At 63.6% G+C, this 17,461-nt stretch carries 15 protein-coding genes and 2 pseudogenes; 9 read left to right on the top strand and 8 right to left on the bottom strand.

Annotated features, from left to right (window positions below):
• Position 1: 1 nt before the first annotated feature.
• From CK218_RS26095 to CK218_RS26110, 4 genes are all read left to right on the top strand, one after another.
• The gene (locus CK218_RS26095; RefSeq protein WP_095829393.1) at positions 2–289 is read left to right on the top strand and encodes a succinate dehydrogenase assembly factor 2; all 288 of its coding nucleotides are present in this window, start codon (positions 2–4) and stop codon (positions 287–289) included.
• Positions 290–296: 7 nt separating this feature from the next.
• Complete coding sequence (gene mfd, locus CK218_RS26100) at positions 297–3,794, top strand: transcription-repair coupling factor (RefSeq protein ID WP_095829368.1); 3,498 nt, start codon at positions 297–299, stop codon at positions 3,792–3,794.
• A 212-nt stretch (positions 3,795–4,006) separates the two neighbouring features.
• A complete protein-coding gene (locus CK218_RS26105) occupies positions 4,007–5,380 on the top strand; it encodes a 3-deoxy-7-phosphoheptulonate synthase class II (RefSeq protein ID WP_067328161.1) in 1,374 nt (457 codons plus the stop codon).
• A gap of 188 nt (positions 5,381–5,568) precedes the next feature.
• Positions 5,569–6,273: a hypothetical protein gene (locus tag CK218_RS26110; protein WP_095829394.1), complete on the top strand. Its 705-nt coding sequence runs from the start codon at positions 5,569–5,571 to the stop codon at positions 6,271–6,273.
• Here CK218_RS26110 and CK218_RS26115 read toward each other — a convergent pair whose 3' ends face one another.
• The 3 genes from CK218_RS26115 to CK218_RS26125 form a co-directional block, all read right to left on the bottom strand.
• Positions 6,274–7,041: an RES family NAD+ phosphorylase gene (locus CK218_RS26115; RefSeq protein WP_095829369.1), complete on the bottom strand. Its 768-nt coding sequence runs from the start codon at positions 7,039–7,041 to the stop codon at positions 6,274–6,276.
• Entirely contained in the window at positions 7,001–7,378 is a 378-nt protein-coding gene (locus tag CK218_RS26120) for an antitoxin Xre/MbcA/ParS toxin-binding domain-containing protein (protein ID WP_095829395.1), read from the bottom strand. The genes CK218_RS26115 and CK218_RS26120 overlap by 41 nt, the downstream gene beginning before the upstream one ends.
• Before the next feature lie 71 nt (positions 7,379–7,449).
• Positions 7,450–8,520, bottom strand: coding sequence for a diguanylate cyclase (locus CK218_RS26125; RefSeq protein WP_067328165.1), 1,071 nt, complete (start codon positions 8,518–8,520; stop codon positions 7,450–7,452).
• A 323-nt stretch (positions 8,521–8,843) separates the two neighbouring features.
• On the opposite strand from CK218_RS26125, the gene CK218_RS26130 reads away from it, so the two are divergent.
• Positions 8,844–9,263, top strand: coding sequence for a GFA family protein (locus CK218_RS26130; protein ID WP_095779305.1), 420 nt, complete (start codon positions 8,844–8,846; stop codon positions 9,261–9,263).
• A 77-nt stretch (positions 9,264–9,340) separates the two neighbouring features.
• A complete protein-coding gene (locus CK218_RS26135; protein ID WP_095779280.1) occupies positions 9,341–9,700 on the top strand; it encodes a diacylglycerol kinase in 360 nt (119 codons plus the stop codon).
• A 23-nt stretch (positions 9,701–9,723) separates the two neighbouring features.
• On the opposite strand, the gene CK218_RS26140 is transcribed toward CK218_RS26135, so the two are convergent.
• Positions 9,724–10,332 (bottom strand): DedA family protein, encoded by a 609-nt coding sequence (locus tag CK218_RS26140; RefSeq protein ID WP_095829370.1) that lies wholly within the window; start codon positions 10,330–10,332, stop codon positions 9,724–9,726.
• Positions 10,332–10,892, bottom strand: a complete 561-nt coding sequence (locus tag CK218_RS26145) for a DUF1003 domain-containing protein (RefSeq protein WP_095779282.1) — start codon at positions 10,890–10,892, stop codon at positions 10,332–10,334. The genes CK218_RS26140 and CK218_RS26145 overlap by 1 nt, the downstream gene beginning before the upstream one ends.
• 197 nt (positions 10,893–11,089) lie before the next feature.
• Between CK218_RS26145 and CK218_RS26150 the strand changes: the two genes are divergently transcribed.
• From CK218_RS26150 to CK218_RS26160, 3 genes and pseudogenes are all read left to right on the top strand, one after another.
• The gene (locus CK218_RS26150) at positions 11,090–11,809 is read left to right on the top strand and encodes a DNA-3-methyladenine glycosylase I (protein WP_095829371.1); all 720 of its coding nucleotides are present in this window, start codon (positions 11,090–11,092) and stop codon (positions 11,807–11,809) included.
• A 104-nt stretch (positions 11,810–11,913) separates the two neighbouring features.
• Complete coding sequence (locus CK218_RS26155) at positions 11,914–13,593, top strand: NAD+ synthase (RefSeq protein WP_095829372.1); 1,680 nt, start codon at positions 11,914–11,916, stop codon at positions 13,591–13,593.
• A gap of 409 nt (positions 13,594–14,002) precedes the next feature.
• Positions 14,003–15,809: pseudogene (locus CK218_RS26160) on the top strand (ABC transporter ATP-binding protein).
• A 51-nt stretch (positions 15,810–15,860) separates the two neighbouring features.
• Here the strand turns inward: CK218_RS26160 and CK218_RS26165 are convergent.
• From CK218_RS26165 to gpt, 3 genes and pseudogenes are all read right to left on the bottom strand, one after another.
• Positions 15,861–16,172 carry a PilZ domain-containing protein gene (locus CK218_RS26165; protein ID WP_095829373.1) on the bottom strand — a complete coding sequence of 104 codons (312 nt, stop codon included), beginning with the start codon at positions 16,170–16,172 and terminating at the stop codon, positions 15,861–15,863.
• A gap of 115 nt (positions 16,173–16,287) precedes the next feature.
• Positions 16,288–16,775: pseudogene (locus CK218_RS26170) on the bottom strand (NUDIX hydrolase).
• Positions 16,776–16,959: 184 nt separating this feature from the next.
• Complete coding sequence (gene gpt / locus CK218_RS26175; protein ID WP_095829374.1) at positions 16,960–17,460, bottom strand: xanthine phosphoribosyltransferase; 501 nt, start codon at positions 17,458–17,460, stop codon at positions 16,960–16,962.
• Between the last annotated feature and the right edge of the window lies 1 nt (position 17,461).

Below are 17,461 nucleotides of genomic sequence, written 5' to 3' on the forward strand. Positions count from 1 at the left end.
GATGACCGAAACACAGCGATCAAGCGAGGGACTGGACGTCCGCCGCCGCAAGCTGCTGTTCCGCTCCTGGCATCGCGGCATGCGCGAGATGGATCTCATCCTGGGATGCTTCGCCGATGCCGAGATCGGCGCCTTGACCGGCGACGAAATCGACCAATATGAAAAGCTCCTCGAAATCCCCGACACCGAATTCCTGCCGATGATCACCGGCGAGCGCCCGGTTCCGCCCGATATCGATTGCGCGGTGCTGCAGAAGATCCTGGCGTCGCGCCGGACCATGACATTTTGAAAGAAGCATGAGTCTCATTCCCTCCATTGGCCTGCCGAAGGGCCGCGCCGGCCAGTTCATCGTCGATGGCGTCGCTGACGGTTACGAAGCTTTCGCGCTGGCGCGGACGGCGCAGGAGATCGCGCCCGACAAGCCGGTGCTGTTCGTCGCGCGCGACGGCCAGCGGCTGCCGGCGATCATCGATGCGCTCGCCTTTGCCGCTCCCGGCCTGCCGGTTCTGGAACTGCCTGCCTGGGACTGCCTGCCTTACGATCGTGTCTCGCCGGGCGCGGATGCCGCCGCGCGGCGCCTCGACGCGCTCTCCGCCATCGTTGCGCTGGCGAAAAAGCCGCACCGCGCCGTTATCCTCACGACGGCCAATGCGCTCTTGCAGCGCATTCCGCCGGCCGAACTGATCGAGGCGCAGACCTTCCACGCCAAGCCCGGCAACCAGATCGACATGAACGTGCTGATCGCGCGGCTGGAGAATTCCGGTTTCGAGCGCGTGCCGACCGTGCGCGACGTCGGCGAGTTCGCGGTGCGCGGCGGCATTCTCGACCTCTTCGCGCCCGGCTGGAGCGAGGCGCTGAGGCTCGACTTCTTCGGCGACACGCTGGAATCGATCCGCGTCTTCGACGTGGCGACCCAGCGCACGACCGGCCAGCGCAAGTCGATGGCGCTGCAGGCGATGAGCGAGGTGGCGCTGACGCCGGAAACGATCAGCCGCTTCCGCCGCTCCTATATCGAAGCCTTCGGCGCGCCGTCGCGCGACGATGCGCTCTATGCAGCCGTTAGCGAAGGACGGCGCTTTGCCGGCATGGAGCACTGGCTGCCTTTCTTCTACGAGCAACTGGAGACGGTGTTCGACTATCTGCCGGACGCGCCGGTCATCTTCGATCATCTCGCGCATGAGGCGCTGGCCGAGCGCCATACGCTGATCCTCGATCACTATGAGGCGCGGCGGAAGCAGGCTGACGGCGCGCTGAAGGATGCCGTGCCCTATAAGCCGGTGGCGCCGGATCTGCTCTATCTCTCGCCGGAAAATCTCAAAGCCTCGCTCGGACCGCGCGAGGACATCGATTTCACCGTCTTCGACGCACCCGATGTCGGCGGCAAGAAGGTCTTCCATGCGGGCTCGCGGCAAGGCCGCAGCTTCGCCGAGGAGCGCGCCGACCCGAACAGCAATGTCTTCGACGTGGTGGTGAAGCATATTGCCGACGAGCGCGCCGCGCGCCGCCGCGTCATCGTCGCCGGCTGGACCGAGGGCTCGCTCGACCGCCTCGGCCAGATCCTGGCCGAGCACCATCTCGGCAACCTGAAACCCGTCGCTACGCTTGCCGAGGTCGAAAAGCTCGAGCCGGGGCAGGCGGGGCTTGCCGTGCTGCCGCTCGAATCCGGCTTCGAGACCGACGGCATGGTCGTCGTCGCCGAACAGGACATTCTCGGCGACAGGCTGATCCGCCGCTCCAAGCGCAAAAAGCGTGCCTCCGACTTCATCGCCGAAGCGTCGTCGCTGTCATCCGGCGACATCGTCGTTCACGCGGACCACGGCATCGGCCGTTTCGTTGGTCTGCGCACCATCGAAGCGGTCGGCGCACCGCATGACTGCCTCGAAATCCACTATGCCGGCGACGACCGGCTGTTCCTACCGGTCGAAAACATCGAGCTCCTCTCACGCTACGGTTCGGATTCGGCGGAAGTGCCACTCGACAAGCTCGGCGGCGGCGCCTGGCAGGCGCGCAAAGCGCGGCTGAAGAAGCGGCTGCTCGACATGGCCGGGCAATTGATCCGCATCGCCGCCGAGCGGCAGATGCGCGCAGCACCCGCCATGATTCCGGCCGACGGCCTTTATGGCGAGTTCGCAGCGCGCTTTCCCTATGAAGAAACCGACGACCAGCAGACGGCAATCGATTCCGTCATGGACGATCTCGGCGCCGGCAAGCCGATGGATCGGCTGGTTTGCGGCGACGTCGGCTTCGGCAAGACGGAAGTGGCGCTGCGCGCCGCCTTCATCGCGGCGATGGAAGGGTTCCAGGTCGCCGTCGTGGTGCCGACGACGCTGCTGTCGCGGCAGCACTTCAAGACCTTCTCGCAACGCTTTTCCGGCCTGCCGATCCGCGTCGCGCAGGCATCGCGCCTGGTCGGCTCCAAGGAACTGGCCGAGACCAAGAAGGGCGTCGCCGACGGCACGGTCGACATCGTCGTCGGCACGCACGCGCTGCTCGGTAGCTCGATCTCCTTCAAAAATCTCGGCCTGCTGATCATCGACGAGGAGCAGCATTTCGGCGTCAAGCACAAGGAGCGGCTGAAGGAGCTCAAGAACGACGTGCATGTGCTGACACTTTCGGCGACGCCGATTCCGCGCACGCTCCAGTTGGCGCTGACCGGTGTTCGCGAGCTGTCGCTGATCGCCACCCCTCCGGTCGACCGCATGGCGGTGCGCACCTTCATCTCGCCCTTCGATCCGCTGGTCATCCGCGAGACGCTGCTGCGCGAGCGCTACCGCGGCGGCCATTCCTTCTATGTCGTGCCGCGTATCAGCGATCTTGCCGAAATCCATGATTTCCTGAGAGAATCCGTGCCGGAGCTGAAAGTAGCGGTCGCCCACGGCCAGATGCCGGCCGGTGAACTCGACGACATCATGAACGCCTTCTATGACGGCCAGTACGACGTGCTTCTGTCGACGACCATCGTCGAATCCGGCCTCGACATTCCGACCGCCAACACGCTGATTATCCACCGAGCCGATATGTTCGGTCTGGCCCAGCTCTATCAGTTGCGCGGCCGCGTCGGCCGCTCGAAGGTGCGCGCCTATGCGCTGTTCACGCTGCCGGCCAACCGCAAGCTCACCGATACGGCCGAGCGCCGGCTGAAGGTGCTGCAGTCGCTCGATACGCTCGGCGCTGGGTTCCAACTTGCCAGCCATGACCTCGATATCCGCGGCGCGGGCAATCTCCTCGGCGAGGAGCAGTCAGGCCACATCAAGGAGGTCGGTTTCGAGCTCTACCAGCAGATGCTGGAGGAAGCGGTGGCCGAAGTGAAGGATTCCGGCGAAGTGCTGGATGGCGGCTGGTCGCCGCAGATCGCGGTGGGCACCGCGGTGATGATCCCGGAGAGCTATGTGCCGGACCTGCAGCTCAGGATGGCGCTCTACCGCCGCCTTGGCGACTTGGAGACCACCGAGGAGATCGACGGCTTCGGCGCCGAGCTGATCGACCGCTTCGGGCCGCTGCCGGAAGAAGTGACGCATCTGTTGAAGATCGTCTTCATCAAGGCGCTTTGCCGCAAGGCCAATGTCGAGAAGCTCGATGCCGGCCCCAAGGGCGTCGTCATCCACTTCCGCAAGCGCGAATTCCCCAATCCGGTCGGACTGGTCAAATTCATCGGCGAGCAGGGCTCGCTGGCCAAGATCAGGGCCGACCACAGCGTCGTCTTCATGCGTGACTGGCCGAATGCCGAGAAGCGGCTGGCCGGCTCGGCTGTTGTCATGACTCAATTGGCGCGGCTGGTCGACAAAGCTGCCTGACGCCTTCACACCGGCATCCGAGCAGTTCAAGGCATTCGCCACTGCTGAAATTCCCGGCTAGAATAGAAAATCGGCTTCGTGTAAGGAGCCGCGACCTCTGATTGGGGTGGGAATGGCGGGCGAGACCGCTCGCCAGTTTGTTTTGACGCAATTCCGGACGTAAACCGTTCACAGTTTTCCTGGAATTGCTCTGAAGAGTTTTGGGTGCAGCGATGACAAAATGGTCGCCGAATTCGTGGAGAGCAAAGCCGATCAAGCAGGTTCCGGCCTATCCGGACCTTGCGGCGCTGGAGGCCACGGAAGCCCGGCTCACCACCTATCCGCCGCTGGTGTTTGCCGGTGAAGCGCGCAAGCTGAAGAAGCAACTGGCGGCGGTCGCCGCCGGCGAGGCCTTCCTGCTCCAGGGCGGCGACTGCGCCGAGAGCTTTGCCGAGCATGGCGCCGACAACATCCGCGACTTCTTTCGCGTCTTCCTGCAGATGTCGGTGGTGCTCACCTTCGCCGGCGCGCAGCCGGTGGTGAAGGTCGGCCGCGTCGCCGGCCAGTTCGCCAAGCCGCGCTCCTCCGACAGCGAGACCAAGGCCGGCGTGACGCTGCCGAGCTATCGCGGCGACATCATCAACGGCATCGAGTTCGACGCCGCGTCGCGCATCCCGGATCCCGCAAGGCAGGAGATGGCGTATCGCCAGTCGGCGGCGACCCTCAATCTCCTGCGCGCCTTCGCGCAAGGCGGCTATGCCAGCCTGGAGAACGTGCATCGCTGGATGCTGGGCTTCGTTGCCGACAGCCCGCAGGGCGAGAAATACGAATCGCTCGCCAACCGCATCACCGAGACGATGGATTTCATGCGCGCGGTGGGCATCACGTCGGAAACCAATTTCGCGCTGCGCGAGACCGATTTCTACACCAGCCATGAGGCGCTGCTGCTCGGCTACGAGGAGGCGCTGACCCGCGTCGATTCGACTTCCGGCGATTGGTACGCGACTTCGGGCCATATGATCTGGATCGGCGACCGCACCCGCCAGCCCGACCATGCGCATGTCGAATATTGCCGCGGCATCGAGAATCCGCTCGGCCTGAAATGCGGTCCGTCGCTGACGCCGGACGGCCTGCTGGAGCTTATCGACCTGCTCAACCCCGAGAATGAGCCCGGACGGCTGACGCTCATCGCGCGGTTCGGCTCCGACAAGGTCGCCGAGCATCTGCCGAAGCTGGTGCGGGCGGTGAAGAAGGAGGGCCGCAACGTGGTGTGGTCTTCCGACCCGATGCATGGCAACACGATCGAGGCGGCCGGCTACAAGACGCGGCCGTTCGACCGTATCCTGAAGGAAGTGCAGACCTTCTTCGAGGTGCACCGCGCCGAAGGCACGCATCCGGGCGGCATCCATGTCGAGATGACCGGCAAGAACGTCACCGAGTGCACCGGCGGCGCCCGGGCCATCACGGCGGAAGACCTGCAGGACCGCTATCACACCCATTGCGATCCGCGCCTCAATGCCGACCAGGCGATCGAACTGGCCTTCCTGGTCTCGGATCTGCTCAAGAAAAGCCATACGATCCAGCACAAGCAAGCCGCCAACGCCTAAGCCGCTTGCCAGCGATCGAACCGGGGCGTCGGACAAAGTCCGACGCCCTTTTCGTTTGGGCCGATCCTGCGAGGCGCCGGCCGCCGAAACCTTACGAAAATTTATAGTTACGCGACCATCGCAAGACCAAGATTGAGGTGGAGGTGTCGCCCGCGGTCGAAAACCGCGCACACGACACAGGTCCCCCCATGCGCCACGAGCATGCCATCGTTCATCACCGCGCGATCGACTTCTGGTCGGCGCGGGCGGCGGTGCTTGTCGTCATCTGCCTGCAGCTTCTGGTCATCAACGACCTGTCCTTCGGTCCGCGCTGGCTCGCGCGCGCGATCGAGGCGGCGCTGCTCGTGCCTTTGTCGATCGCAACGGCCTGGACGCAAATGGCGACTCAGAAGGCCGTCGATCACGAGCATTGGTATGCGATCAGCCGGTTTCGCGTCTTCATCCGCCGTACCGCCTTGGTCATGACCGGCGTCATCAGCATCATGAATTGCGGCTCGCTGGTCTTTCTGGTCCAGAAGCTGCTGGCAGGCCATGCCGGCGCCGGCACGACGCTGCTTGTCGACGCGCTCAACATCTGGGTCACCAACGTCATCGTCTTCGCGCTGTGGTTCTGGAGCACCGACCGCGGCGGCCCGCCGACCTGCGGCCTGGTCAAGCGCGCGCATGCCGATTTCCTGTTCCCGCAGATGACGCTGTCCGATCGCGAGATCCGCGACTGGCTGCCCGGCTTTGTCGATTACGTGTTCCTGGCCTTCACCAATGCGACGGCGTTCTCGCCGACCGACACATTGCCGCTCACTCAGCGCGCCAAGCTCCTGATGATGGCCGAGGCAATGATCTCGCTGCTGACGATCGCGCTGGTCGCCGCGCGTGCGGTCAACATTCTGGCTTAACTAGCGCCCGCGCTCCCAGCGCATATTCGCCAGCCTCGGATCGACAAAGCTCGTCCTTGCGAATTCCAGCCGCCTGTCTGGAAATTCGCAGATTGCCTGGACCCCGAACGAGCCGATGCGGATGCGCCAGGTATGAGGCTCCAGCGGCTTGGCCTTGGCAAAACCGCTGCACGTCAAGAGCGCGATGTTGGCGCCCTTCGGATCGCGCGCCGAGCGGTAGCGGATAGCCTGCATCCCCGCCTCGCGCGCCACGTCGGCGATGGCCTGGCAGGCGGCATAGTCAGTCGGATCCGTCCAAGCCTTCTCGTCGCGGTCGAGCGGCGGCTGCGTGAGGTCGACGGCCTTCTCGCATCTGATCGCCGCGGCAAAGGCGGTATATTCGGCCGCGTCGTTCGGCCATTGCGTCTGCGGTGATTCCGCAAAGAACAGCAAGCGGTAGAAGGCCATTTCCGCCACTGCCGTCAGCACCGTCTCGGCGGCGTAGTAGACGCCCTTGGTCTTGCCGGCGCGGCGGAAGCGCGAGCCGTACGGATAAATCGAGCCGTAGCGGAAGGGCGTCGCCAGAAGATAGTGAAGATGGCGGCATTCCAGCGGGATCCGCGGCTTGCTTTCCTCGATGAGGTCTTCGAGCAGGCCCTGCTCGTCGAGCCTGTCGACGAGCTTCAGGGTCGAGACGCGATGCTGCGCCTCGACCATCCGCCAATATTTGCCTTCGAGCCTGACGGCCTCAGACGAGAGCGCGTCGGGAATCCAGGTAGGCAATGACATCGACAAGTCCGGCAATGGTCAGGATTTTTTCGAGCGGCGTGCCGTCGAGCGCCGTGTTCGGGTTCTTCAGCCATGTCCGGGCGACCGTCTCGTCGCCGCCGACGATGGCGTCGAGCGAGCGGAACAGCCGCACGAACAGCACCGCAAGCTCGAACGGCTTGGTGCCGCGCTCGAGCAGGAATTCCTGCTTGCGCATCCGCGAGACTGTCGCCTCGGAGACGCCGATGACCAGAGCAAGCGTTCGCGCCGTGATCTCGAGCAGGTCGGCCGCGCGCAGCGTGGCCTTGGTGATGACGGCATTTTCTGCCGCCGTCGCGGCAGCGACTGGACGTTGCATGAGCGCACCTTTCATTTCCGTGGAAAATATAGTCCACAGAAATTCATTTGGAAAGGGCTTTCAAAGTGCACTCAGTCCTTCTTGTAGAGCAGCCAGCCCTTGCCGGCACGGCCGGCCATTGTGGAATGCCTGGTGACGCGGTTGCGGCCGCCGATCTTGGAGCGATAGAGCGCGCGGTCGGCCTTGGTGTAAAGGTCTTCGGGGGTGTCGGCCTCGGAAGCCATGCAAATGCCCATCGAGACAGTCACCGTGCCATAGTTCATCCCGGTCTGGCTGCTGGTGAACGGCGTCTGTTCGATCAGCACGCGGATGCGCTCGGCGATTTCATAGGTGGTATCCTCGCTGGCGCCTTCGACGATCAGCGCGAACTCCTCGCCGCCGGTGCGCGCCACGAACATGTCGGCGCGGATGCTGGACTGGAAGATGTCGGCGATGATCTGGATGATCCTGTCGCCGACCGGATGGCCGTAACGGTCGTTGATGTCCTTGAAGCGATCGATGTCGGCAAGGATGAGCGCGTTGAAGAGGATACCGCGGTTGCTGTTGTAGATGCGCGTGATTTCCTTGTCGAAGGCGCGGCGATTCCAGATCTGCGTCAGCGGATCGGTATTGGCGAGCCGCTTGTATTCCTCCAACTTCGATTTGACGCTCTCGAGCTCGGCCGTCTTTTCGCTGAGCGTGCTCGCGATCTGGCGGTTGTGATCCAGCGTCGAACTGGTGGCGGCTGACATCGCGCCGGCGATCTTTTGCAGCAGATCCTGGGAAAGCAGGCTGCGATTGCTCAGGCCGCTCGACGTCTCGTCGAGGATGCGGCCGTACTTTTCGATATGGCTGCGCTCGCTGCGCAGCAGCGCGGCGACGTCCTCAAGCTCCTTGGCGACCACCTCGCGGGCGTGTTCGACGATCGCAGGCCCGTGGTGCTGCGGGAAGAAGGTGCGTCCGATGCGATCGAGATCCTCTTGCGTCGGCCGATTGCTCAACGAGACGACAGCGAGGCTGAGCTCGTGATTGCTGCCGCTCAGCGCTTCATAGAAGATTTCGTAGTTGCGCGGCAGGCCGAGCAGGCCGAGCTGGCGCATGGTCGCCACAACGGTGCTGGCGATGTCGCCATTTCTGTCGCTCGGGACGGCTGCCGGCTGCATAGTCTGTTCACTACCCCCTTCAGTGCGCGACCGGAGACCTGCCACCGCCGGGAGCCGCCAATATGGGGATCGAATCAGAATTGCGATGCTAGGCCGCGTCCCCAACACGACCATCGCCTGCAGGAACCATAAATGCAGCTGCGCTAAAGTTTCCTTAATGGCGGGCGTTTCCAGACCGTTTTTTGCTGCTTCAGGTTGCACTGCGGTGCAGGCGCAGCTTTTGAAACGCGCCGCTTCGGTGTCGCATTTGCCTGCGCCGGACGAGCGCAAAACTGGAATCTTGTCCGGCGCGCTCGAGGTGAATGGCGTTGAAGGAGGCCGGGATGGGCGAAAATCACACTGGATCGTGCCTGTGCGGAGCGGTGCGCTTCACGACGAGAGGAGCGCTGCGCGGAGTGGTCTATTGCCACTGCTCGCAGTGCCGCAAGCAAACCGGCCATTTCGTTGCAGCGACTTCTTCGAGGGACGCCGACATCGACATCGAGGGGGCCGACGCGCTTGCTTGGTACGGCGCGTCCGACATTGCGAAACGCGGCTTTTGCCGCAGCTGCGGCTCGGTGCTGTTCTGGAAGCACAACGAGCTCGACACGATCTCCATCATGGCCGGCTCGTTCGACAAGCCGACCGGGCTTTCGGCCGAAAGCCACATCTTCGTCGGCGACAAGGGCGACTATTATGCAATCGACGACGGCCTGCCGCAGTTCGACAAGTCGACGCCGTCGATAAAGGTCGCGGTCGAGTGACTTTTGGGCCGCCTGCCTTATTCCCTTGACCCGGCTGTTGCGATATCCCCTCACGGTGATTCGAAACGGGGCTGGGCATGCAGCGGCTGATCGACGCTTTCATCAATTCGGTGCGGGCTTTCCGCAAGCTGGCTGCTCACGAAAAGGCGTTCCAGCAGGAGTTGATGCTGCTTGCGCTCGCTCTGCCGGCCGGCTGGTTCATCTCGGTATCCTGGCGCGGCTACGCCTTGCTGATCGGCGCGGTTCTGCTGATGATCCTGGTCGAGGTGCTCAACACAGGCATCGAGGCGGCGTGCGACGCGATCTCCCGCGAGTTCCACATCGACATCCAGCTCGCCAAGGACTGCGGCTCGTTGGCGGTGCTGATTTCGATCGTGATTGCGGCGGGCGTCTGGGGCATTGCCATCGTCGAGCGCATCCTCGGCGCGCCGATCTGACCGGGAGGCATCGGTCCGACAGCTTAGGATTCGGCCTGATCCTCTTTTGCGTCCTTTGCGCGCTCCCTTCCGGCAAAATGGCGGGCAACCAGTCCGGCCAGGACGGCCACAGCGATGCCGACGGCGAGGGCTACGAGCACGCGCTCATGGCGGGCAAATGCCTGGCCGACCATGCGCTCCGCCCCCAGCCCGAAGACATAGCCGAGGGTGCCGAAGAGGGTTGCCCAGACCGCCGACGAGATGGCGTTCAGGATGACGAAGCGCGGCACCGACACGGTCGACAGCCCTGCGGCGATGCCGCCGACAAGCCGCATTCCGTAGATGTAGCGGTTCGTCAGCACGAAGATGTTGGGATGGGTGTTGAGCACCCGGTAGGCGCGGCGAAAACCCGGCCGCCTGCGAAGCCTGACGACAAAGGGATGATCGGCAAAGCTGCGGCCGAGGGTGAAGAAAGCCGTGTCGCCGGCGAAGGCGCCGAGAAAGGCGGCCAGGAAAGCCTGCCAGAGCACGAATATGTGCTGATGGGCGAAGAAGCCGCCGAGGATGGCAGCGCTTTCGCCCTCGGCGACGCAACCGAGGAAGACCGCGATCAGCCCGTATTGCTCGATGAGACGATGGATGGCCTCGGTCATCAGCCCGCCGACCGCGCCGACAGCTTTTCGTCGATCCGCCTGATCTGCTCGGCCATGCGCAGGATCTCGTCGCGCATGCCGATGAGCTCACTGTGGCGCAGTTCGTCGAGCTTCTCATGCAGCGCCATGATCTCGATCTCGGCCTTCAGGTTGACTTCATAGTCATGGGCGGCGTCGATGCGGTCACGCTCGGTCTGGCGGTTCTGCGACATCATGATCACCGGTGCTTGCAAGGCGGCGACCATCGAGAGCACGAGGTTGAGGAAGATGAAGGGATAGGGATCGAAGGCGTTCCGCGACAAGAGCCAGACATTGCCAAAGGTCCACAGCACCAGAAAGGCGATGAAGCCCAGAATGAAGGACCATGAGCCGCCGATACGGGCGATCGTGTCGGCAACGCGATCCCCATAGCTCTGATGAAAGGCGACTGCCTTGTTGGTGTCCCTGGTGATGGTGGTGCGTTCCAGCGTCGACTTGAGCACGCGGCTCTCGAGAGGAGAGAGACCGTCCGGCTGTCGCTTCAGCCAGCGGTTCGACAGATCCTCGACCGTCTTGTTCATCGTCCTCTCCGTCGTCAGGCCCGCGTTTCCAAGAATCCGGATGGTAACCGCTGCACGTTTTTCCTGAGATTGCTCACTTATCTCACGCAATACCGGACGGAAAACCGCTGCGCACTTTTCCTGGAATTGCTTATAGAGGTAGAGGCTACCGAGCCTGACGGGAAGTGATAGATTGGTCGGAACAGGCGAGGGCGGAAATGGCCGACTTCCAGCAAATTCGTGCCCGGGCGGCAAAACGCAAGGGCGGTGAAGAGGCGCTGGCGTCGCTGCTCGGACCCATGCCCGACAACACTGCCGTGGCGAAAGTTCATGACGACCGCATCCTCTCCACCATGGCCGAGCGCATCTTTGCCGCCGGTTTCGTCTGGCGTGTGATCGAGCAGAAATGGCCTGGTTTCGAGGAGGCGTTCCTTGGCTTCGAGCCGAAGCGGCTCCTGTTCCAGCCGGACGAGTTCTGGCACGAGCTGGCGTCCGACAAGCGCATCGTGCGCAACCCGCAAAAGATCAAATCCGTGCGCGACAACGCGGCTTTCGTCGACCGCGTCTCGAAGCAACATGGCGGCTTCGGCAAGTTCCTGGCCGACTGGCCGGCCGACGACCAGGTCGGGCTGACCGCCTATCTCGGCAAGCATGGCAGCCGGCTCGGCGGCAACACCGGCCAGTATTTTCTGCGCTGGCTGGAGTGGGACACCTTCATTGTTTCCGCCGACATGGCGGCGGCGCTGCGCGACGCCGGTCTCGACATCGCCGAAAGCCCGACTTCGAAGCGGGATCTCGACAAGATCCAGGCGCAGATCAACCGATGGTCCGCCGCGACCGGGCTGCCGCGCCGGCACATCTCGCGCATTCTGGCGATGTCGATCGGCGAGAACCATTCGCCGGAGACGCTGCGCGAATACATGGGCGAGCAGGCCTGATCGCCTCCGGCTGAGGCGGGACATGACCGGCATTCGCCGGCCAGTCCTGGGTGGCACAAGCAATCGCCATTGCCCGGCGATTGCCGCCACGCTAAATCCAATTCATGACCCAGACCGCTCCCGACCTACTGCGCATTGCCGTCGCCCAGCTCAACCCGACCGTCGGCGACGTCGCCGGCAATCTCGCCAAGGCGCGCGAGGCAAGGGCGGATGCGGCCCGCCAGGGCGCCGATCTGGTGCTCTACACGGAGCTCTTCCTCGCCGGCTATCCGCCGGAAGACCTGGTGCTGAAGCCGGCCTTCCTGAAGGCTTGCGAAAAGGCGGCGCAGGATTTCGCCGCCGACACCGCCGATGGCGGTCCTGGCGTCATCATCGGCACGCCGCTGAAGCGCCGGACCGGCACGCATAACTCCATCGTCTTCGCCGATCGCGGCAAGATCATCGCCGAGCGCTACAAGCTCGACCTGCCGAACTATGGCGAGTTCGACGAGAAGCGCGTTTTCCAGGCCGGGCCGGAGCTGCAGGGGCCGGTGAATTTCCGCGGGGTGCGCATCGGTGTCCCGATCTGCGAGGACATCTGGGGCGAAGTCGCCGTCTGCGAGACGCTGGCCGAGAGCGGCGCCGAGATCCTGCTTGTGCCGAACGGCTCGCCCTACTACCGCGCCAAGATCGACGTCCGCCACCAGGTGGTGATCCGTCAGGTCATCGAATGCGGATTGCCGATGATCTACGCCAATCAGCTTGGTGGCCAGGACGAACTCATCTTCGACGGCGCCTCCTTCGCCATCGGCGCGGACAAGACGCTTGCCTTCCAGATGAGCCAGTTCGAGGAAGCGGTCGACGTCACCACCTGGAAGCGAAGGGATGGCACCTGGGTCTGTTCGGAAGGCCCAATGTCGAAGATTCCGGAGCGGGAGGAGGCCGACTACCGGGCCTGCATGCTGGGCCTGCGCGACTACGTGAACAAGAACGGCTTCAAGAACGTGGTGCTCGGCCTCTCCGGCGGCATCGACTCCGCGATCTGCGCTGCACTGGCGGTCGACGCGCTTGGCGAGGAGCGGCTGCGCACCGTCATGATGCCCTATCGCTATACCTCGAAGGACTCGCTGAAGGACGCCGAGGATTGCGCCCGCGCTCTCGGCTGCCGTTACGACATCGTGCCGATCTCCGAGCCGGTCGAAGGTTTCCGGCATGCGCTGACCCAGCTCTTCGAGGGCACTCAGGAAGGTATCACCGAGGAAAACCTGCAGAGCCGTGCGCGCGGCACGATCCTGATGGCGATCTCGAACAAGTTCGGTTCGATGGTCGTCACCACCGGCAACAAGAGTGAGATGTCGGTCGGCTACGCCACCCTCTATGGCGACATGAATGGCGGCTTCAACCCGATCAAGGACCTCTACAAGATGCAGGTCTATGCGCTGGCGCGCTGGCGCAACACGCATGTGCCGCCGGGGGCGCTCGGCCCATCGGGCGAGGTCATTCCGAAGAACATCATCGATAAGGCGCCGTCGGCGGAGCTGCGCGAAAACCAGACCGACCAGGATTCGCTGCCGCCTTACCCGGTGCTGGACGACATTCTCGAATGCCTAGTCGAGCACGAGATGGGTGTTGACGACATCGTCGCGCGCGGCCACGACCGGGCGACGGTGACGCGCGTCGAGCATCTGCTCTACATTGCTGAGTACAAGCGCCGGCAGGCGGCCCCAGGCGTGAAGATCACGAAGAAGAATTTCGGCCGCGACCGCCGCTACCCGATCACCAATCGGTTCCGGGATCGCCGCTAGTCCGCTGAAACGCAAAGCTGTTCGCCTGAACCGGCGCTGTTCGCAGCGCAATCCACCATTGTTGCAAAATCGTCTCAGTGGCCGGACAAGAAGCCCTCCTGGCGCCGCCCTGCCTTGGCGAGATGGTGAGCCGCCTCTATAAGAGCGCTTCCGCGATTCCCTTTCGGGAGGACCGTATGGCAGGATTTGACATCGTTATGCGAGGCCGCGAAGCCTAGATCTGCACCGGCCGTCCGAACTCCGTTCGGAAGGCCATCCGCAGGCAGGCATCTGGCTCCTGCCGGTCGCCACCGAGGGCGCGCGACCAGCCATACTGAACCTCCCCGTTTTAAGGGCGCCATAGGGCGCCGGCGCGGGTTTTCCAATTTGATTTTAGCGGGACCGGGCCTCTCTGCGCCCGGATGACATCATGGCTCGTTTCAGAATAGATCTGCGCGCCAGCGCCTTTCGCAGCGTGCTCGGCTTCACGCTTGGCCACTGGCGCCGCCAGCCGTGGCGCCTGTCGCTCATCATGGGCGCATTCCTGCTCTCGACGCTGGCCGACGTGCTGACGCCGCTCTATTCCGGCCGGCTGGTCGACGCGGTCGCCAGCAGCGCCGGCGCCGACGAGGTTGCGTGGCACGCCGCAATGACGGCGTTCTCCATCCTGATGGCGCTGGCGTTGGCGGCCGTGGTGCTGCGCAACGCCGCCTTCATGGGGATTGTTGAACTGACGTTGAAGATGATGTCGGACATCGCCGCCGACGCGTTCCACCGCGTCCAGCGCTTCTCGACGGACTGGCACGCCAACAGCTTCGCCGGCTCGACGGTGCGCAAGATAACGCGTGGCATGTGGGCGCTCGACCTGCTCAACGACACGATCCTGATCGCGCTGCTGCCGTCGTTCGTCATGCTGGTGGGCTCGACACTGCTGCTCGGCTGGTTCTGGCCGATGATGGGGTTGGTGGTCGCGATCGGCTCGGTGATGTTCATCGCCGTCACCGCCATGCTGTCGCTTGGCTACGTCGCGCCGGCGGCACGCCTCGCCAACAGCTGGGATACACGCCTCGGCGGCGTGCTGGCCGACGCGGTGAGCTGCAATGCCGTGGTCAAGGGTTTTGGCGCCGAGGCGCGCGAGGAAGCGCGGCTTGCCCGCGTGGTCGCCAAATGGCGTCTGCGCACGGGCCGTACCTGGGTGCGCGGCACGTTCAACGGCACCGCGCAAGGCACGATGCTGCTCTTGATGAGGGCGGCCGTGATCGGCCTTGCGCTCATGCTTTGGGCCTGGGGCGAGGCGAGTGCCGGCGACATCGCTTTTGTTTTGACGTCGTTCTTTGTCCTGCAGGGCTATCTGCGCGATATCGGCACGCATATCCGCAACCTGCAGCGCTCGATCAACGACATGGAGGAATTGGTCGACTTCCAGTCCGAACCGCTCGGCATCGAGGACCGGCCCGGTGCCGCTCCGATCCGGATCACCGACGGCAGCATTGCGTTCGACAAGGTGACGTTCCATTACGGCAATCACAGGCTGCCGCTCTATCGCGACTTCTCGGTCGAGATCGCCGCGGGTGAACGCGTCGGGCTGGTCGGTCATTCGGGATCGGGCAAGACGACGTTCGTCAAGCTGATCCAGCGCCTCTATGACGTGAACGGGGGCCGGATCCTGATAGACGGCCAGGACATCTCGAAGGTTGCGCAATCATCGTTGCGCAGCCAGATCGCCATCGTGCAGCAGGAGCCGATCCTGTTTCACCGGTCGCTGGCCGAGAACATCGCCTATGCCAGGCCGGGCGCAACGCAGGCCGAGATCGAGCATGCCGCGAAGCTCGCCAGCGCGCACGACTTCATTGCCGATCTGCCCAAGGGTTACGGAACCCTGGTCCGGCGAGCGCGGCGTGAAACTGTCGGGCGGCGAGCGCCAGCGCGTGGCGATCGCGCGCGCCTTCCTGGCCGATGCGCGCATCCTGATCCTGGACGAGGCGACATCGAGCCTGGATTCCGAATCGGAGGTGCTCATCCAGAAGGCGATGGAGCGGCTGATGGTCGGGCGCACGACATTGGTCATCGCACACCGGCTTTCGACCGTGCGGGCACTCGACCGGCTGCTGGTTTTCGACCGCGGCCGCATCATCGAGGAAGGCTCGCACGACGAGCTTATCCGGCTGAACGGTGGTATCTACCGTCGGCTGTTCGAGCGCCAGGCGCTCGAACTCACCAAAGGCCTGGTCGCCTGAGGAAAGTCATCCGGCTTCGGCCGGGTGCCTTCCCGCCTTGCGGACCGACCGTCAGCCGTAGTGCAACTTGGGCTTGGCCTCGGTACCGGTGAACTTGACGCCCACGCGGTCGTTGCGGCGCCAGCGGACTTCCGCGCGATACGCCACGCCATCGAGCGGGACGTAGAGCAGGAAACGATCGGGAACGCGTGATTCCGGTGCGACTTTCAGCTCGGCGCCACCGATATTCTGATTGCGCAACGTGCAACTGACCTCGGAATTCTGGATACCGGTGATGATCGTCCCGCCCTTGAGCACGCGCTGGCGGTGCTCGCGCCGGTGTTCGCCGGAGTTTTCTTCAAGTGGTTGCGCGGAGTTCGTCATCGATCGACGCCATTAGCCGAATCGGCACTGCATTAACCACACAAAGCACCGATGTTCGCGCACCGCAACGCGCGGCATGCTCGTCGGGTCACATATGCGTTATTTGAGCGATGACTCAGGCGAATTTATGCGGATCGGCGCAGAAATAGGCAATGATCTGGCAAAGATCGGGCTCGTTGACCATGCGGGCGGCCTCGGCGGAGCCGACCCATTTACGGGTGCGGGCGCGCTTTTCCTTCCAGCGGTCCGCGACGCGATCGACCTTGAGCGGGAACACCAGGACCTCGCAAGGCACTTCCTCGCCGGATGCCAGGACCTTGCCGTAGAAATAGCGGCCGGCTTCGAGATGCGAGACCGTGCCGTGCAATCCCGCTTCCTCGCCCGCTTCGCGGGCGGCAGCTACACAAAGCGGCTCCCTGGCTTCCGCCAGCCTTTCGGCAGCACCCAGCGCCCGGTATCGCGGCTGGTGATCAGCATGATCTCGACGCCGTTTTCGTTCTCGCGCCAAGGCAGGGCCGCAACCTGCAGGCGGCAGGGCACTGCGCCGAAGAGTCGTCGGACTCTTTCGGCAATCTGGTTGTGCGTCGTTGGCCTCGTCAACATCGTAGAAGCTGCCCCGAGCCTCTAGAATCATTTGCCATCAAACGAATCTTACGACGTATTGTGGACGATAAAAGTAAAAAACTTCACTCGGGTTGGTTAACCCGGCCAGGGCCAGGCAATCGAGAAACTATGCGGCAAACAGTGATTTGGGCGGGCTCTGGACGGAAACAGCAGCTTCCAACGATCAGCCGGCGTGATCGTCGGCAATCGGCTTCTGATAGGTGAAACCCATGTCCCACGGGAAGTAGATCCAGGTGTCCTGGCTGACCTCGGTGACGAATGTATCGACCAGAGGCCTGCCCTTCGGCTTGGCATAGACGGTGGCGAAATGCGCCTTCGGCATTATGGCGCGCACGATACCGGCCGTCTTGCCGGTATCGGTGAGGTCGTCGATGATGAGCACCCCCGCGCCGTCATCGGCAAGAAGCGAAGGCGAGATCTCCTTCAGCACCTGCAACTGACCCTGGCTGGTGTAGTCGTGATAGGAGGCGACGCAGACCGTTTCGATGACGCGGATGCCAAGCTCGCGCGAAATGATCGCGGCGGGCACCAGGCCTCCTCGGGTGATGCAGACGACCGCCTTCCACTGGCCTTTGTTGGTGCCGGAAAGCCGCCAGGCGAGCGCGCGGGCATCGCGGTGGAACTGGTCCCAGGAGACCGGAAAGGCTTTTTCGGGAAGGGACATG

Source organism: Mesorhizobium sp. WSM3879 (genome assembly GCF_002294915.1).
GTDB lineage: Bacteria > Pseudomonadota > Alphaproteobacteria > Rhizobiales > Rhizobiaceae > Mesorhizobium.